The sequence below is a fragment of the Glaciecola sp. G7-5 genome, from assembly GCF_055808975.1.
This window is the reverse complement of the sequence record NZ_CM147892.1, coordinates 227,673-245,671: the sequence shown is the minus strand read 5'-3', so window position 1 is coordinate 245,671 and position 17,999 is coordinate 227,673. Positions and strand designations below refer to the sequence as shown.

Annotated in this window: 18 protein-coding genes and 1 pseudogene; 4 read left to right on the top strand and 15 right to left on the bottom strand. The window is 42.5% G+C overall.

Going from position 1 to position 17,999, the window contains the following annotated elements; translation table 11 throughout:
* Positions 1 to 115: 115 nt before the first annotated feature.
* From AC0L6H_RS01015 to AC0L6H_RS00945, 15 genes are all read right to left on the bottom strand, one after another.
* The gene (locus tag AC0L6H_RS01015; RefSeq protein WP_473394441.1) at positions 116 to 310 is read right to left on the bottom strand and encodes a 2-hydroxymuconate tautomerase; all 195 of its coding nucleotides are present in this window, start codon (positions 308 to 310) and stop codon (positions 116 to 118) included.
* An 11-nt stretch (positions 311 to 321) separates the two neighbouring features.
* A complete protein-coding gene (dmpH, locus tag AC0L6H_RS01010) occupies positions 322 to 1,113 on the bottom strand; it encodes a 2-oxo-3-hexenedioate decarboxylase (protein WP_473392025.1) in 792 nt (263 codons plus the stop codon).
* Positions 1,113 to 2,141, bottom strand: coding sequence for a 4-hydroxy-2-oxovalerate aldolase (dmpG, locus tag AC0L6H_RS01005; RefSeq protein WP_473394439.1), 1,029 nt, complete (start codon positions 2,139 to 2,141; stop codon positions 1,113 to 1,115). Before dmpG ends, dmpH begins: the two co-directional genes overlap by 1 nt.
* Positions 2,142 to 2,145: 4 nt before the next feature.
* Entirely contained in the window at positions 2,146 to 3,057 is a 912-nt protein-coding gene (locus AC0L6H_RS01000; protein WP_473392024.1) for an acetaldehyde dehydrogenase (acetylating), read from the bottom strand.
* Between the two features lie 17 nt (positions 3,058 to 3,074).
* Positions 3,075 to 3,860: a 2-oxopent-4-enoate hydratase gene (gene dmpE / locus AC0L6H_RS00995; protein WP_473392023.1), complete on the bottom strand. Its 786-nt coding sequence runs from the start codon at positions 3,858 to 3,860 to the stop codon at positions 3,075 to 3,077.
* 27 nt (positions 3,861 to 3,887) lie between these two features.
* Positions 3,888 to 4,718 carry an alpha/beta fold hydrolase gene (locus tag AC0L6H_RS00990; RefSeq protein WP_473392021.1) on the bottom strand — a complete coding sequence of 277 codons (831 nt, stop codon included), beginning with the start codon at positions 4,716 to 4,718 and terminating at the stop codon, positions 3,888 to 3,890.
* A gap of 49 nt (positions 4,719 to 4,767) precedes the next feature.
* Complete coding sequence (locus AC0L6H_RS00985; protein WP_473392020.1) at positions 4,768 to 6,228, bottom strand: 2-hydroxymuconic semialdehyde dehydrogenase; 1,461 nt, start codon at positions 6,226 to 6,228, stop codon at positions 4,768 to 4,770.
* A 101-nt stretch (positions 6,229 to 6,329) separates the two neighbouring features.
* The gene (locus tag AC0L6H_RS00980; RefSeq protein WP_473392019.1) at positions 6,330 to 7,208 is read right to left on the bottom strand and encodes a catechol 2,3-dioxygenase; all 879 of its coding nucleotides are present in this window, start codon (positions 7,206 to 7,208) and stop codon (positions 6,330 to 6,332) included.
* A gap of 11 nt (positions 7,209 to 7,219) precedes the next feature.
* Entirely contained in the window at positions 7,220 to 7,564 is a 345-nt protein-coding gene (locus AC0L6H_RS00975) for a 2Fe-2S iron-sulfur cluster-binding protein (protein WP_473392018.1), read from the bottom strand.
* 13 nt (positions 7,565 to 7,577) lie between these two features.
* Complete coding sequence (locus tag AC0L6H_RS00970; protein WP_473392016.1) at positions 7,578 to 8,636, bottom strand: 2Fe-2S iron-sulfur cluster-binding protein; 1,059 nt, start codon at positions 8,634 to 8,636, stop codon at positions 7,578 to 7,580.
* 10 nt (positions 8,637 to 8,646) lie between these two features.
* Entirely contained in the window at positions 8,647 to 9,006 is a 360-nt protein-coding gene (locus tag AC0L6H_RS00965) for a phenol hydroxylase subunit P4 (protein ID WP_473392015.1), read from the bottom strand.
* Positions 9,007 to 9,059: 53 nt separating this feature from the next.
* Positions 9,060 to 10,592, bottom strand: a complete 1,533-nt coding sequence (locus AC0L6H_RS00960; RefSeq protein ID WP_473392013.1) for an aromatic/alkene/methane monooxygenase hydroxylase/oxygenase subunit alpha — start codon at positions 10,590 to 10,592, stop codon at positions 9,060 to 9,062.
* 13 nt (positions 10,593 to 10,605) lie between these two features.
* A complete protein-coding gene (locus tag AC0L6H_RS00955) occupies positions 10,606 to 10,875 on the bottom strand; it encodes an MmoB/DmpM family protein (RefSeq protein WP_473392012.1) in 270 nt (89 codons plus the stop codon).
* Positions 10,872 to 11,873 carry an aromatic/alkene monooxygenase hydroxylase subunit beta gene (locus AC0L6H_RS00950; RefSeq protein ID WP_473392011.1) on the bottom strand — a complete coding sequence of 334 codons (1,002 nt, stop codon included), beginning with the start codon at positions 11,871 to 11,873 and terminating at the stop codon, positions 10,872 to 10,874. The genes AC0L6H_RS00955 and AC0L6H_RS00950 overlap by 4 nt, the downstream gene beginning before the upstream one ends.
* A 38-nt stretch (positions 11,874 to 11,911) precedes the next feature.
* A complete protein-coding gene (locus AC0L6H_RS00945) occupies positions 11,912 to 12,178 on the bottom strand; it encodes a phenol hydroxylase subunit (RefSeq protein WP_473392009.1) in 267 nt (88 codons plus the stop codon).
* A 302-nt stretch (positions 12,179 to 12,480) separates the two neighbouring features.
* Between AC0L6H_RS00945 and AC0L6H_RS00940 the strand changes: the two are divergent.
* From AC0L6H_RS00940 to AC0L6H_RS00925, 4 genes and pseudogenes are all read left to right on the top strand, one after another.
* A pseudogene (locus tag AC0L6H_RS00940) lies at positions 12,481 to 12,767 on the top strand (XylR N-terminal domain-containing protein); the annotation flags it as partial.
* Positions 12,768 to 12,791: 24 nt separating this feature from the next.
* Entirely contained in the window at positions 12,792 to 14,177 is a 1,386-nt protein-coding gene (locus tag AC0L6H_RS00935; protein ID WP_473394438.1) for a sigma 54-interacting transcriptional regulator, read from the top strand.
* Positions 14,178 to 14,507: 330 nt separating this feature from the next.
* A complete protein-coding gene (locus tag AC0L6H_RS00930) occupies positions 14,508 to 15,527 on the top strand; it encodes a WD40/YVTN/BNR-like repeat-containing protein (protein WP_473392008.1) in 1,020 nt (339 codons plus the stop codon).
* A 4-nt stretch (positions 15,528 to 15,531) separates the two neighbouring features.
* Positions 15,532 to 17,991, top strand: coding sequence for an efflux RND transporter permease subunit (locus AC0L6H_RS00925; protein WP_473392007.1), 2,460 nt, complete (start codon positions 15,532 to 15,534; stop codon positions 17,989 to 17,991).
* Positions 17,992 to 17,999: the final 8 nt, after the last annotated feature.

The following is a 17,999-nucleotide window of genomic DNA, read 5'->3' as shown; positions in this document are numbered from 1 at the left end:
CAGATAACGCCTTAAGCCTCAAAGGTTTACCAACGAGGGTTACAACACAACCACACAACGTGGTCGTGTTAGCGTTATTATCAAGTTAGGCTCAAAGATGAACAAATTTTCTAAGCTATCTCTTCACTTTGCTAGCCGACTCACCACCAATGCCAAAATGAGCTTTTGGCATTTCTGTGATTATGACTCTGACGCGCTCTTTCGGCGCGTCAATAGCTCGAGTCATTGCATCGGTGACTTCACGGATCAAGTTTTCTTTTTGCGTATCGCTGCGGCCTTCTAATATATACAGTTGTGCTATTGGCATGATGGTTTTCCTCTTTAGACGAATTTACCTGATACTGTGCCCAGGCCTTGATAGCGCACTGTGAAATTGTCACCTTTATTCACAGAAACGGCTGCTGTAATTGCACCAATCATAATAAAAGTACCGGCTGGAATATGTTCACCACGCTCAGCTAACATATTTGCTAACATAGCAACAGAAGAGGCTGGGTGTCCAAGTACGGCGGCACCTGCGCCTAGCTGCACAACTTCACCATTGATTTCCATTACTACACCTAGATTTTTTAAATCTAAGTCTTCTGGTTTTGCCATGTTGCCGCCTGCAACAAAACGACTAGATGATGAATTGTCAGCAATCACGCTTTTTAAATCGAATTTGAAATCTCGGTAACGTGAGTCAATAATTTCTACTGCAGGCATAACAAAATCTGTCGCACGCAATACGTCACCAATATGTATTCCTGGGCCTTGCAATGGCGCTTTAGTCACAAAGGCTAATTCAGCCTCTACTTTTGGATGAATGAGTTCATCATGCTTGATTTGACCGCCGTCGGGTATAGAGAAATAGTCAGCTAAAAAACCATAGCAAGGGTGTTCAACACCCATCTGAGCCATTTTTGCCCAAGACGTTAGTCCCATTTTCATACCGACTATTTTGGTGCCACGTGCCTCTTTTCGACGCCGAATTTCCCATTGAATATCAAATGCATCTTCATAGGTCATGTCAGGAAATTCATCCGTTATCTTAGTCACGTCATGGACTTCAAGCTCGGCGTTTTCTAGATGTTCTGCAAGATTTTCTATTTGTTGTTTGTTTAAATTACCCATTATATTAAGCCTTTTTCTTTTGACATGGTTAACGCCAAATCTTCAATCATATCTTCTTGTCCACCTACGGTGCCTCGCTTACCCAGTTCAACCAACAGGTCCCGCGCTTGAATGCCATATTTGGCTTCGGCTCGCTGAGCAAATAGTAAAAATGAACTATATACACCTGCATAACCGAGTGTTAGCGCGTTTCTGTCAACACGTATTGGATGGTCCATTAGTGGCACTACTAAGTCTTCGGCAACGTCCATTACTTTATATAAGTCAGTGCCGTGAATAGCATGCATTCTGTCGAGTACCGCAACAAATACTTCTAAAGGAGTATTGCCTGCACCCGCACCTAAACCCGCAACCGAGCCATCGATACGATTGGCTCCAGCTTCAATTGCTGCTAACGAGTTAGCAATGGCCATGCCCATATTATGATGGCCATGAAAGCCGAGTTCGGTGGTGGCGTTAAGCTTGGCTCGTAAATAGCCAATTTTATGTGTCACTTCATCAGGTAACATATAGCCTGCTGAATCGGTGCAATAAATACAGTTTGCTCCGTAACTTTCCATTAGTTTGGCTTGTTCTAGTAGTTTCTCTGCGCTGATCATGTGTGCCATCATTAAAAAGCCCACCGTATCCATGCCCATTTTTGCAGCCATACCAATATGTTGCTCAGATACGTCTGCTTCGGTACAGTGTGTCGCCACTCTAATAGTCTTTACACCATAGTCATTTGCCATTTTAAGATGGTCAACCGTCCCGATACCGGGTATCAACAGCGCCGATATCTTGGCATTTTTCATTTTCGGAACAACAGCTTGCAAGTATTCTTCATCACTATGCGCAGGAAACCCATAGTTCAAAGAGGCGCCACCTAATCCGTCGCCATGAGTCACTTCAATAAGTGGGATTCCCGCTTCATCGAGGCCAGTTGCAATCGCAACCATTTGCTCAGTCGATATTTGATGCTGCTTCGCATGCATACCATCTCGTAGACTCATATCATGTAATGTAACTTTTTTACCTGTTAAATCCATTGCGTTACCCTCTCGCTGGTAAGGTGATTGTTTGGTTGTATGCTTCTTCAGCAAACATTTCTGCTGTACGCAGCGCAGCTGCTGTCATAATGTCAAGGTTTCCGGCATATTCCGGTAAGAAATCGCCTAAGCCTTTTACTTCCATGAAGACAGATACTTTGTTGCCATCAAAAACAGGTCCATTTACTAACTTGTAACCCGGTACATATTTTTGAACTTCCTTAACCATGTTGTGTACTGACTCAATTATTTTTTCTTCATCAGGGGAATCTTTAGTCAAACAATGGATGGTGTCACGCATCATAAGTGGTGGTTCAGCAGGGTTTATAATGATAATCGCTTTACCCTTCTTAGCACCGCCAACTTTCTCAACCGCGCCAGATGTAGTGCGAGTAAATTCATCAATGTTTTGACGTGTCCCTGGACCGACTGAGCGGGACGATACAGTTGCAATGATTTCACCATATTCTACATCTTGAACTTGCGAAACCGCCGCCACCATAGGAATAGTCGCTTGACCACCACAGGTAACCATATTCACATTCATTTCGAGCTTTTCTGCGTGCTGCTTTAGGTTGACCGGTGGAATGCAGAAAGGACCAATTGCTGCAGGCGTTAAATCAATCATAACTACGCCAAGCTCATTTAGCTTACGGCTGTTTTCTGCATGCACATACGCTGATGTGGCATCAAAGGCGATCCTAATATCATCTTCAATCACTTTATCAAGCATGCCATCTAAACCAGTCGAGGAAACCTTGATACCCATTTCGACGGCGCGTTTAAGGCCGGAAGATTCAGGGTCGATTCCAACCATCCATACAAGGTCAATCCACTCAGAACGTTTGATTTTCATAAGTAAATCGGTACCGATATTACCCGGTCCGATAATGACCGCTTTTAATTTTTTAGACATAAATAATATTCCTTAACCTATACAAAACGTACTGACGCATTGCCAATACCGCCGATGCTAACGCTCATGAAATCACCCGCTGCCACAGGCTCTAAAGGCACTAAAGAACCAGATAAAATAACCTCTCCAGCTTTGAGTGGAATGCCGAACTGCCCAAGGGTATTGGCCAACCATGTCACGCAGTTAACCGGGCTTCCAAGGGCAGCTGCACCTGCACCAGTAGAAATTATCTTGCCGTTTTTCTCCACCACCATGCCACAGGTAGATAAGTCTACTTTGCTTGGGCTAACCGCTTTGTCGCCTAGTACAAACAGTCCACAGGATGCATTGTCAGCGACGGTATCTTGAATTTTGATATTCCAATTTTCTATGCGCGAATCGACAACTTCAAAACAGGGGATAACACAGTCGGTTGCCGCCAGCACATCGGCATTGGTTATACCCGGTCCGATTAAATCCTTTTTCAAGATAAAGGCTATCTCGCCTTCTGCTTTTGGTTGAATCAACTTTTGACTAATGGGCATTTCCTCGCCCTGACTGTAGGCCATATCATGTGTTAGGTATCCAAAATCTGGTTGATGCACATTTAGCATGTCTTGAACAGTTTTAGATGTGACCCCTATCTTTTTACCTATAATCTTGGCACCTGCTTGTACTCTTCGCTCTACCATTTGCAGTGAAATATGATAAGCATCCTCTATGCTAATGTCGTCGAATCGCTCAGTTAGTGGTTTTAATGTATGTCTTTGGGTAAGTGCGTTGTATAGCTCGTCCCCGCAGGCTTGTATCTGTTCTTTATTCATAAAATTCCCAGTTTCTTGTTAATGTGTTTATATTTCTGCTAAAAAATCACTTACTAACCTTGAAAAGCGAGCCGCATGCTCTATTTGCGTCCAATGCCCGCATTGGCCGAACAAATGAAGCTGTGATTTAGGTATCCACTCAAACAATTTTTGACTGGTCTGCAAGGGGATAACTTGGTCTTCTCGTCCATGCATAATGAGTGTCTCGTGCTGAATTGCGCGAATGTCAGCCTCTTTGCTTGCAAGTGCATCTACCCAACGTTGTCGAGGCGCTGGAAACATGGTCGAAAATGCTTCATGAAAGCCTGGTCGAATGCTGGCTTCGTATCGCAATTGAGCAAGTTCGTCTGTCACCAAGCTGCGATCATAGGCAAATATATCTAGTAAGCCTTTCATTGTGCTGAGTGAAGGGCTATAGCCCCATACAGCATCAAGCCCAGGAGTTAATGTAAATGTTACACCCACGCTACCCATTAATATTAACCGGCGAACTCTTTTCGGATGTCGAATAGCTAAAGCTAGCGCTATTCCGCCGCCAAATGAGTTACCAACAAAGTCGCATTGCTCTATGTCTAGTGCGTCTAATATTCCAATGGCATGATTTACCCAGCGGTCAACATTGCACTGAGTGTTGGTAGGCCGTTCAGTAAAGCCAAAACCAAGCATGTCTGGGGCGATCACGCGATAGTTTTTTGATAATTCAGGCATAACCAAACGCCAATTTGCCCAAGCTGTAACTCCGGGGCCTGAACCATGGATTAACATCACAGGTTGACCCGAGCCGATATCATGTAAGTTGGTTTTGATGCCATTTACATCAATAGTTCTTCCAATTTCTGGATTTTGTACATTGCTCATGAATTTATCCGTTTTACCAATTTTTGAGTGAATAAGTTGCGCATTTTTTCTATAATTTTATGCAGATGTTTTTTAATTCAGTGTAAAATTCAAGACCGTGGACGCCGCCTTCGCGACCAATACCTGATTGCTTTGCGCCACCAAATGCTGTTCTCAAGTCACGTAAGAACCAACTATTTATCCAAACTAAACCCGTTTCCATTTGTTCAGCAACCGATATGCTTCGAGCACTGTTTTCTGACCAGATAGTTGCGGCAAGGCCGTAGTCGGTATCATTGGCCAAAGCGATCACTTCTTCTTCGGTGTCAAAGGGGCGTATATGGCAGCAGGGACCAAAAATTTCTTCTCGTACTACGCGAGCATTATCAGGTAAGCCAGTCCATATAGTGGGTTCTATCCACGCGCCATCGTTTAACGCTTCACCCATGTCAGGGATACCGCCTCCAATTTCCACGGTAGCGCCTTCTTCAACTGCTAATTTGTAATATGAATGGACTTTATTTCGATGCTCAAGGCTTACCAATGGACCAAAATTTGCTTCTTCATCTTCAGGGCGACCAAGTTTTAATTTAGCTACGCCTTCTTTAAGACGTTTTACAAACTCATCAAATATAGGTCGTTCAACATAGACACGCTCGGTTCCCAAACATACTTGTCCGCAATTGACAAAGGCAGAACGCATAGTTCCTTCAACCGCTTTGTCTAAATCACAATCAGCGAAAACAATCCCTGGGTTTTTACCACCACATTCCATGGATATACTGCGTAGACCTACAGCTGCAGCTTTTACGATAGCCTCGCCTGTTGCTGTTTCTCCCGTGAAAGTAATAGCATCCACCAAAGGATGAGATGTTAAAAATTGCCCTGCAGATCCTGCTCCAAAGCCATGTACAACGTTAAATACGCCGGCAGGCACGCCACATTCGTTCATTACTTCACCAAGCAATGTTGTGGTTGCAGGTGTTTCCTCTGAAGGCTTAACGACCACCGTATTGCCACAGGCTAATGCAGGACCCACTTTCCAAGTCATTAATAAAAGCGGCAAATTCCATGGCGAAATTACAGCAATTACCCCTTTGGGTGTGCGGTGTCCCACATTCACAGCGCCTTTTGTATCAGGCGTATCGAGTCGAAAACTTTCTGTTGGATGATTGGCAAGTGTTTCTGCAAACGCTTTAAAATTAGCTGCGCCTCTTGGAATATCAATATGGCGAGCAATACTATGAGGCTTCCCCGTATCAAGACATTCCGCTTCTAAGAACTCCTCAAAACGCTCATTAATTCTATCCGCCACTTTATTCAGTAATTCGGTGCGCTGGCTTTGGGTCATGTTGCCCCACGGCCCCTTTAACGCTGTTTTTGCAGCTTTAACGGCTAGGTCTACATCTTGCTCATTCGCTTCATGGACGATACCTAATAAATGGTTATCAACGGGGCAGCGATTCTCAAATGTTTTACCACTTTGAGAACCGACATAATCACCATTAATAAAGTGTTTGTATTCTTTCATTCTTATCTCTTTTTTCTAGTATTGAAAGGGTGATAGACGCTTAAATAAGCGGGCTTTCGCCCGAAAATTTAATTAAGTAAGAACCGACAAGAATCTTTCATTTAATACTCGGTCGTGGTAAAAAATTGCTTTTCCAAGGTCATCAGATAACCAAGTGACGGGCTGATGGTCTGGGTAGTTGTAATCCCCCCAGCAAACACTTCAGTCCGATTACCAGATGGGTCAAAAAAGTAAATCGTCTTACCATGGGTCAAGCCGTGACGGGTAGGGCCAATGTCAATCGGCACATCTTCCATTGAAATTAAATCAGCGGCTCGTAAAATATCTTCCCATGTCTCTAAGTAAAAAGAGGCGTGATGGAACTTCCCTTTTTCTTCATGCATGATAAAGGCAATGTCGTGCGCTTTAGTGGACAACGAAAGGAATTGCGCGATACGATTTCCATCTGGATCAAGTACTTGCTCTGCTAGATAGAATCCTAGTACATTGACAAAGAGATCGTATGTCTCGGCTAATGCATCACCATAAAACAAACAATGATCGAAACGAACGGCTTTCATGCCAGTTAGATCGCGAGGCCATGCTTCTGGGTTGACTGGTGTTAAACCCCATTTACCGGTATATTTTTTATCTGTATATAGTTCGAAACAATGCCCTGAAGCAGATGTAAATTGAATGCGGCGGCCGCAATCCTTTAATTCGCCCGCTTGCATATGTGTGATATTGCAACCAAATGCGACTAAGTCTTTTTCTAATTGAAGCAACGATTCTTCATCGACGACTTTAAATGCCATAAAGTCGCAGCCAGGTTCATCAGCTTCGCGCAATACCACTGAAAACTTATCTACTTCAGACCACGCTTTTAAATACACCCTGCCTGATTCATCTCTATCTGTTTCAATTAAACCAAGCAAATCAACATAATGCTTGAGCGCTGCTTCCATATCCAAGACACGCAGTTGTACGTGTCCTGGTCTCATGATACCTTTTTTCATTGTGAAACCTCTTTCAGATGCTTATTTATACAGGCTTCTTGGTTCGTCGAAGCCTTTGGTTTAGGTGCGCACTCAAAAGATAAATTACTTTTTGGCTTAATACGGCAAGCCAGTGCATACCCGCTATTTTTCTCTTCTTCGGTAACATGTAATTTACTCATGGGACCGATATCTGGCGTACCAGAAATAATACTGATTCGACATACTCCACAACCACCACCTTTGCAGCCAACAGGAATGCATTTTCTTCCGCTTCGTTGCATGGCATAGAGAACGTATTCATTCTCACGACAGATAAATTCTTGCTTGTTAGTGATGTCGGTTATGGTGAATTGGCGCATGGTGTATCTCACCTTATATCTTTTTAAATAGCGCCGAGCGGTGTTCGTCAGCACCATCAGCAGCCGTCAAGAATTTCTCCATAAAGATGTCCTTCTCAAACAGCCTTCCCTGCATCAATGCCGTTATAGCAGCATCAATCATTGGTGGCGGCCCGCATAAGTAAGCTTTATGATTAGCGAAACGACCATCAAAATGCGCTTTAGCTGCTTCGTGAACAAAGCCTTTAAACCCCTTCCATGTTTCATCGTCACCAGCATCATTGAGCGCCGGCACATATGTAAGATTGTCGTGTTTTTCTGCAAGGTCAGTGAAAAGTTCTGAGTTATAAAGCTCTTCTTGATTACGCGCGCCTTGAAACAAGGTGATTTGTCGTTGATCGCCTCTTTCTAACAGGTCTAGGATCATTGATTGAGGACTTGATAAACCAGAGCCCCCCGCAATGAATATCAAATCTCCTGGTTGTGAATCTCGAACAAAAAACTGTCCATATGGTCCAGACATAGGCAAGGTTTCACCTACCTTTAATTGCTCATGAATATAGGTAGTCGCGGCGCCGCCTGGGACTTGGCGAATATGTAATTCAACTTCTTGACTGTTTGATGGAGTGTTAGCGATTGAAAAGGCTCTTACACCATCGCAACCGGGTAAAAGTAAGTTTATATATTGGCCTGCTTGAAAGGTCATGCTGCTATCTAAAGAAAAATGTACGCCTTTGATAGTGGGCGACAAATCAACAATCTTGGTGACTGTTGCGTTAAAGTCTTCTACCGCATACCCTTCAAAATCTTCATCTACATCGATATCGGCCTCAATAGTGACATCGCTTTCAACCGTTGCGCAACATGCCAAAACCTTACCATCATCGCGCTCTGAATCCATTAAGGCAAATGGAGAGGCGTCGCCTACATCAACATCGCCATCAAGCACCGTTACTTTGCACGTTGCGCATAAGCCATGGCCGCATGCAAAAGGGATCCATACACCTTGACGTAGTGCTGCTTGCAATATAGTTTGGCCTTCTTCAACCTCTATTTGCTCGCCTGTAGGTTCGACCGTTACCGTATGTGTCATCTTACACCTCCTAAAAACTTGCGTTATAGAGGCCATTAAGGCCTGGAGTAGTCATTTTGAGCATGCTTTTATGATCGATGCCTTGAGCAAGCAAGGTGTCAGTTTGGTTGGGCTCAAATGGTTCACCGTTCAACTCCCATTGTATTTTGTCGTATTCAATTTTTGCGCTCTGCGGATGCGGAGCGGTCGCTGGTTGTATATGAGAAGCGAAAACTTCGGGTAGCGTCGCGTCAGGAGAAACTAACAACGCAAATGGTGCACAAAACATATTGTGATTAAGCCAATGCACATAAAGCAGTTGCATTCCGTTAAAGTTTTCGACCAAGTCGTTGGGTACTGCTGTGTACTCTGAAATCGCTTTTACAGCCATGATAGTAACCTCGTATGTAAATTGTTCGGGTAGCATCGCTACCCGGTTATTGTTTATGCCGCGTCGGTGTCTTTATTTAATGGCTTAATACCTTTAATTTCGTTCCAACGCTTCTCATCTGGTGAACCAACATAGTCAAAATTATCCTCACCAATATTGATGTGGTAATAATCGGTCAACACTTGCGGTAGCTCAGGCCCGCCAGATTTGCCTTGATATATTTGATGAACAGGGAGTAAGGCTTGGACGTATTTAGCCGGTTCGTCTGCAAAGATTTCACTACACGCTTCTGAACAGAAGTGATAACGCTCACCTTCATGCGTTGTGTCACAATGGCTAAACGATGTTGGATCTTCTGTTTTGGTAAATAGAACCGGTACCTGACAAACTTGGCATAGCTGAGGCAGCGTATTGTTGTAAAAGCGCTCACCCTTTTTATGTTGCTCATCCCAATGTTCAAAACGAGGGCGATAGTACTTGTCAAAAGTATTAGGGTACTTTTCTGCTAGCCATTGCATTTCCTCTTCTTTGGGGATCCAAGTATGGAAGTTAGTTGCCTGTCCATACTGATAAAAAGTTGCCCATAGTTGATGACTAATATGCTCTTTCGCTGCATTAGCGACATCTTGATACTTCGGAGGCTTGATACCATAGCGCTCTAGTTCCTTAAATAAGGCCCCACCGCTTTGCTCATAATAGACTTCCCAAGCTTCTTGCCACGACATCACTTTATTTGGCAACATATAATCCATCATCATGCTGACTAGGCTAAGCAGGCGGAAACCACGCCAAAACCATTTATCTATCCATTTTTGAACGATAGGCACATTGTCTTCGTGCTGCTCAAGCATGAATTTTATAATCTCTAATCCAAGCGTCATGTGACGTGCTTCGTCTGACTGTGCTGAGAAACCAAATGTTACCGTTGCCATGTCGCCGTTGTATGCCGCACCTGACATAAATGGCACAAAAAGCAGGTTAGTTAGTACATATTCAAACGAGAATGAAATCGCTGTTAAGAATTCGAAAGGCCCAGCTGAGCGAGCATCATCGAAGAATGATTTTGGTACGGATAGAAACCATACACGGTCATGCATTAACGGGGCATCATGCAGACCATTAAAGTGCTTGTTATAATGGCTCATTGCATGTTGTTGAGTTTGCGAATGGCGCAACTCGTCAATTGCTTGCATCTGACACGCTACCCTTGCGCCTGCGCCGCTAAACTGACGACCGACTTTTGCATAGCCTTGAAACGCTGCATACTCAAGTGGCGATACACCACTTAAAAAAAGCTTGAGTGAATTAACATAACGCGCATCTGAAATATTCTGATGACCATTGTTCTGAGCGAATGCATCAAAAATAGCGTAGAGTTTTTTCTCTTTTTCAGCTTGGTATTTCCAGTAAGAGTCCATGGTGAGGCGAAAGGGATCTTCCCATCCGTCCCAATCTACAATTTTGATCCCTTCAAAATCCTCTTGTGGGAAAATATCAGACTTTTTTTGGTAGCTTGGTTCCCAATCCATATTACGAGTTAAATATTGATACTTTTGCTTTAGGTTTAGTTTTTTTGCCGCTGTCATAAGTGACTCCTGATTAATTCCATGAAAGGGTAAAGTGATCGTCATCTTCATCGACGTTTCCGCCTATGCTGATGACATCTAGCAACATTTCTTGCACATCCCACTCGCGATTTAGTTTTTCTTCCATCGTTTCACGAGTAATCACTAAGCGTTTTTCAGCTTGGATCCGAATCATTGCCGGCTGATACTGTATTTCAGCATCTGGATTATCTTCACTGATCGCTTCTACTAAATAACGCGCGTTTTCGTTGTCTTGAAATGCGATAAATACATACTGGCTCATGACATCACCCCTGTAGATTGAAGGCCTACTTTTTTCAGCAGGGCTGCCAGTTCGGCTTGAATTTTGGAGAGTGATGTTTTTCCAACTGTCTCCATAGCGATAGGTTCTAGCGCGGTGAATACTTGCGGTTCCCAATGGTTAACCCAAGCTTGTATCTTTTCTTTGTTGTAATCCGACTCAGCAACGGCTGTTTTTACAACAGCAACTATCCAGCGTGTTGTGTCTTTATTCCAATCACGCATAAACTCCGTCAGCATGCCAATGTCGCGCGCGCCCATTTCACAGAACCATTCGTCCATGGCTTCATATGCGAATGAAAATAGCACTTTGTCGATTAATAGGTTTTGTAATAGTGTTAACTCAAACCAGTCGCTAACTACCATCGAGTCTTCAGCAAGCTTGCGCATTGCTTGCCACATTGGATCATCCATCCAAAATGCCTTGCTCGTGTTTAATGCCGTACCGGTATTTCCGTCGATCATTAACGCAATGCGGGATAAATATTGACCGATGCCCAGGTGATCCATTGCTTGATATATATGTGGTTGAGCCACGGTAGTCGCAATCGAATCGCTGGCAACCTGGCTATTGTTCATGTTCGCTGACTGATTCAAATGGCGAAAAGGTACGAGATACTTAAGTATCTTATGTTGAATGTTTTCATCTAAGCTGGAAATTAGGTTTCGCTTTTCACAGAACTTAAAGTTCGACTCTGCGCTTTCTTGCATTTTTGCGCGGCTGCCAACATAAGCCCCATAGTAAAACTGTCGTGGGTCGTTAATCGCGTACCAATCAGCCATCTTAATAGCAGTGCGACTAGGATCATTTAGTGATTTTTCAGGGTCCCATAACGGTTTATAGTGAAAGTTATGAGTTGCTTCAATATCATAGCTAGCCTCTTGATAACGTGTAGCTGGCTTATCACCAAAGCGACGTTTAATGTGACTGTAGGTATTCCGAATGGTAGAAACGGAACTAGTTTTTATCTCAACGCTCATATTCTGTACCTTGTTTGGTTAATCAATATCATTTAAATCTAAACCTTTTTGGTGTCGCCAAAACGCCACTTTTGGTTGTCGTCATCTATCTTTTTCGCCATGGAAGCATCCATGTGAATAACGTTGTTGTGTTTACAAAAAATCTCAAAGGCTTTTCTAGGAAGCACCAACTCAACAAACAGGTCGGGATGCTCAATTGCAAAATCGAATTCGACGAATTTGTCTTCAGGAGCACTGCGAACTCGGACATAACGAGCCAATGCGTTAAATTTGTTTTTGTTCAAATTAGAAATCATGTTATTCATTTGCATTCACAATGTTTTTTATTTGTTAAAACGGTGTAGAGCAACAGCTGTGCCAAAGAGGTTTTATTACTTGCTTTGGGAGAGTTAATTTGTTGTTTAATAAGAATATAATTTCGTTTTTTAGCCGTTTTTAAGAGGTTTTTTTGCCTAAGTGAATGTTAATGATTTAATGAATGCAGGTATTATATTTATCAAATGGTTAAAAAAACTTGCGAATAGGGTGTAGTATAGTGATTTGTAATTAGCCGTTTAACTTCATCACACATCGGCAAAATGAAATCACCATATTTTTGAGGAAGCTTATGAGTAGTGCTCTAAAAAACGATGTAGCTGAAACGGACATTAAAGATTTGACCGATCTCATTAAATTTAGTTATGAAGACGGTAAGGTCTGGTTTGGTGAGCAAAGAATGCTACTGATGCACGTGTCGGCTATGGCCGCTTTTAGAAGGAGTTGCTAAATAGTATTGGTATCGAGCGAGCAAAAGGTTTCTTTCTAAGGCTAGGCTACCAAGCTGGTATACGAGATGCAGAACTTTCTCGACGTTTGCGGCCAAACTCCAAAGATATAGATATCTTTCTTACCGGACCACAGTTGCACTCAATCAAGGGAATGGTAAAGCCGAATCCGATCAAAATAGACATTGATCAAAAGACTGGACATTTTTACGCCGAATTTGAATGGATTAATTCCTGGGAAGTTGAAGTGGTTCAGACAGAACTAGGTCAAATGGATGAACCTGCTTGTTGGTCTTTACTGGGGTATGCATGCGCGTTTACCTCATCATTCATGGGGCGTGAGATCATTTTTCGTGAAGTGAGCTGTAGAGGTTGCGGTGACGAGCGTTGTCTAATTGTTGGAAAGCCAGCACAAGAGTGGGAAGATCACGAAGAATTCTCACAATACTTTAAAGCTGAACCAATTATTGAGCAATTATATAGTTTGCAGTCTCAAGTCAATTCGCTTCGCAGCAATCTAGAACGCCAACAAGGCCAATACTACGGAATAGGCCAGTCAGCTTCATATAAAGAAGCATGCGCGAAAATTGATAAAGCTGCTCAAGGGAAAGTATCTGTATTACTACTTGGTGAAACTGGAGTAGGCAAAGAAGTCATTGCTCGCAGTGTGCATTTACGTAGCAAACGCGCTGAACAACCCTTTATAGCGGTTAACTGCGCAGCAATTCCACAAGAACTAATAGAAGCTGAGTTGTTTGGCGTGGAAAAAGGTGCATTTACAGGTGCTACACAATCTCGTGCAGGACGTTTCGAAAGAGCGGATAAAGGCACGATTTTTCTTGATGAAGTCGTGGAGTTAACACCTCGAGCACAGGCTACTTTGCTAAGAGTTTTACAAGAACACGAACTTGAGCGAGTGGGCGGCTCACAAACTCATAAAGTGAATGTGAGGGTGATTGCTGCAACTAATGAATCTTTGGAGCAAGCAGTAAACAATGGGAAGTTTCGGGCTGATCTATATTATCGCTTAAGTGTTTTCCCCGTAAATATCCCCCCATTGCGCGATCGAATAGATGATATTCCTTTGCTTGTTGAACACTTTTTACAGAAATTTCATGACGATTATTCTAAACGAACACTTGGCTTATCTGATAAGGCTTGGGACTATCTTTCTAAATATCCCTGGCCCGGTAACATCAGAGAGTTAGAAAACGTGATTGAAAGAGGCGTAATTTTAACTGACAGTAATGAAACCATATCCGTCGATTCCTTATTTTCATCGACTATTGAGCAACTTCAGGCAAATAGTGATGAACACGTTTACTCAAATGGTGCAGTTGTTAAGACGAGTGAGAAAGAAAAGGACAATTGGATAGATGAAATTCTCGACAGGGAAATAAGTCTTGATGAAGTTGAAAAAATACTGACTGAAAGTGCAATGGCAAAAGCTAAGGACAATATTTCAAAGGCAGCTAGATTGTTAGGGGTAACCCGTCCAGCACTAGCTTATCGTTTAAAGAAACATGGCATCATTGAATAAATTTATCATCTCAATACATCCATTGGCTAAACTCTCTTTTCAAAGAGATATTAATGATTGGGAGTAAGAGTTTAGCCATGGAAGAATTACATTCATTTTAAAAAGTCACCAAATCATTAAAACTCCTTAAATCGTCTTTTTTACACCGCATTTAATTTATCATTTCATTAACAACTAAAAGCTGGATTTCTTAACTCAAACTCCTGCCTCTATTAAAAATGTCGTTAAGCCACTGAAATATATATAAAACTTCTAGAATAATTTAAATTTTTGGCAATGGCACACCTTTTGCTGTTGTGATTTTTATGTTAATTAAAAAATGTAATGATCATGTTGTCGAAAAAAGTCATCTATATTAGCCCGCCATTTAGTTTGAATCCGCGCTGTAAAATTCATGTGTTTACAGTCGTGTTAATCATAAGCTCTATATTTTTATCAGGATGTGAAGCTCCTTTGTTAATGGACAAAGTATCTTCGCAACTTGAACAACCTATGCAAAGAACTGACTTCTACCAAGCATTCGCTAGCAATGAAAAAACCGCCGTTTTAGTTGGCACGAATGGAGTCGTATTGACCAGCAGTGATACCACAACATGGCAGCGTAAGATTTTAACTGAAAAGCCGTCATTGCTCGATATTGATACTTGTCCAGATGAAACCTTTATCGCGCTTTCATTCGACAATCATATTTGGGTATCAGATCCACATGGTGACAACTGGTTGTCTATTCCCATTGATACTCAAGAACAATTAATGACCATTGATTGCGCACCTAATGGAGATTGGTGGTTAGCAGGTGGTTTTTCGACCTTCTTAAGATCAAATGACAAGGGACTCACTTGGCAATCTAGCACACTAGAAGAAGACGCAATTATTACTAACTTGACCTTTATTTCAGCACAACAAGCGGTTGCCACAGCAGAGTTTGGGATGCTTTTAGTGACTAGTGACGGCGGACAGTCGTGGGCTATCAGCGGTTTTATGCCGGACGAGTTTTATCCTCATGCTGCACATTTCATTTCCACATCAGAAGGCTGGGTGGGCGGACTCAATGGTTTCATTTTTTACACCAATGATTCTGGGAACACGTGGGAGCGTCAACACGTAGATAGCGCCGCGCCAATTTATCAATTTGAGAACGTTAATGAAGACCTTTTTGCGTTAGGTGATAACGCCACTGTACTGAAATTAACTGGTAAGCAGTGGAAGACGATACAGCCGGCTACTGCACCCGTTTATTTGCGCGCCGCTCTATCTTTTAATAACAGTCTATTTGTTGCTGGGGGACGTGGGATGTTTATGAAAGTAGACCTTGCTGCTGAAGCGCTATCTATGGATCAAACGGAGTAAGACAATGACATCTAAACATCGGTTTACACATTTATTACATAATATAGAGTCCAATATATTCAAGCATCCATTGATAGTCTTAGGTGCAATAGCCCTGTTAACGGTTTTCTTTTTAAGTCGCATTCCTGCCCTTAAAATTTATACCGATTTTGCTAATCTATTGCCACAAGAACATCCATACATACAACTGCATAACAGTATAAAAGATAGTTTTGGTGGAGCTAATGTACTGGTAGTAGGGGTTGAATTTACCAATGGTGATTTATTTTCAAATGAAAATTTAGCTATCTTAGATAGGGTCACGTTGGCGGTAGACAATCTACCTGGTGTGAACCATAACCTCGTTGCAAGTTTAACCCATCGAAATTCACGGCATATTTGGCTGACAGAGGTGGGTAGTATAAATTCACAGCCTTACTACGATTCAACCTATGGTGAATATAGCACTGCTGAATTACAAGTAATGCGAGAAAACGTTGCTGCAAACCCCCAAGTATACGGTCCACTAGTTGCCCCAGATTTTAAAATGGCGCTGGTAAAAGCACAGTTAATTGAAGGGCAATTAGACTACGAAAAAACCTTTACCCAATTACAACAAATTATCAGTGAAGAAAATCAAGCAGGCGTCACCATATACGCAACTGGTCAGCCAGTATTAGTCGGATGGGCCTATACTTATATGGAGCAAATCCTCCAAATATTTATCTTTACAATTCTAATAATGTTAGCGCTATTGGTCTTTCATTTTCGCAAAGCCTATGGTGTTCTAGTGCCTCTTGGAGGTGTCCTTATTTCAACCATATGGGGCCTAGGGATTATTAGTCTATTGGGTTATAACCTTGACCCGCTTGGGTTAGTGATACCGTTTTTAATAGCCGCAAGAGCGATGAGCCATGGCGTACAGTTAGTTGAAAGGTATTATGCTGAATTAAAAGTGTACTCAAAGGGCAGTGATGCTGCAAAGGCTACATTCGACAGCTTGTTTAGACCCGGTACTTTAGGCGTTGTTTCTGATGCTGTGGGCCTATTATTAATTGCGGTCGGCTCTATTCCGTTGAACACACACCTTGGTATTTATGCTTCATTATGGGCGATTACGGTGGTGTTAACGGTCCTAGTTGGTGTGCCCTTGCTACTTTCTGTGCTGCCTACACCAAAAAATTCAGAAATCAAAGAGACCTTTCTGCGCTATATCGGTTCGAGTTGTTCGCGTGTAGTAACTAGCCCTAAAGCCGCTGTGCGACTCCTTTTAGGTGCGTTAGCGTTTATTATCGTTGGTTTGTTTGCCGCGTCTCAAGTTCAAATTGGAGATTCGGAACCTGGTTCTCCAATTTTATACCCAGATCATGATTACAACATTTCTTCACGCACCGTAAATGAACGTTTCCCAGGCTCTGAAGAACTTTACATCATTGCTGAAACCGATACCAACGGTGGGTTAAAGCGACCTGAGGTTCTGAAATCGTTGATTTCACTGCAATCACATATGTTATCTGACCCTGAAGTAGGTGGTAGTAAAGGTCTCACTGATCTTGTCCAGCAAGTTAACCGACTCATGCACAATAATGATCCGCGTTGGTATCAAGTCCCACATGACGCATCTTATGTTGGTGGTTTGATGTTCACTTACATGGCGTCTAGTCCAATTCCAGGTGCATTAAACGAATTTAACGATACCGATGACCGTATTGCTAACTTGGTTTTCTATTACAAAGACAGGCAAGGCGAGACTATTCGCCGCGCCATTCATATGGCGAAGACTTGGATTGCTCAACATGGCAATGATGTTGATGGGCTAGAAATTCGTCTAGCTGGCGGAACCATAGGGGTTGCAGCTGCAATGAATGAGTCTGCATTCGAAACTAATATCATTGTCCTGCCACTTGTTTTTGTGCTTATTTTTGCTTTTGTGATGCTGTTTTATGCTTCTTTGCACGCGGGTTTAATGATGTTGGCAACTATGCTTTTTGCATCAATTTTAACTTATGCATACATGGGACTTTACGGCATGAGCATTGATATCAATACCGTGCCGGTGGTTGCAGTCGGTATCGGCGTGGGTATCGATTACTCCATATATATGATGGACCGGATACGTGAGTTTATGGCCAAAACGGGTAACCTTTTCGACTCGGTCCGCCAATCAATCGCCACCACTGGAATGGCTATTAGCTTCACTGCGATTACCTTGATCGCTGGAATTGTAATGTGGGTCATTCTCTCAGAATTGAGATTTCAATCTGACGCCGCCCTTCTACTTTGCGTGATGATTGTGATCAATGGCTTTGCTGCCATGCTTTTGGTGCCTTCATGGGTTCTGGTTTTCAAACCTAAATTTATTGTCAATGTATATAGCGATGAAGACGGTGTGTTGCATGCCGACGCTAAAGCCGTTGATGCAAATCCTGCTGATCTGTCATTGCCGGCAGCACACAGCGGAGCATTTACCCCAAATCAAAACTGATTGTAGTT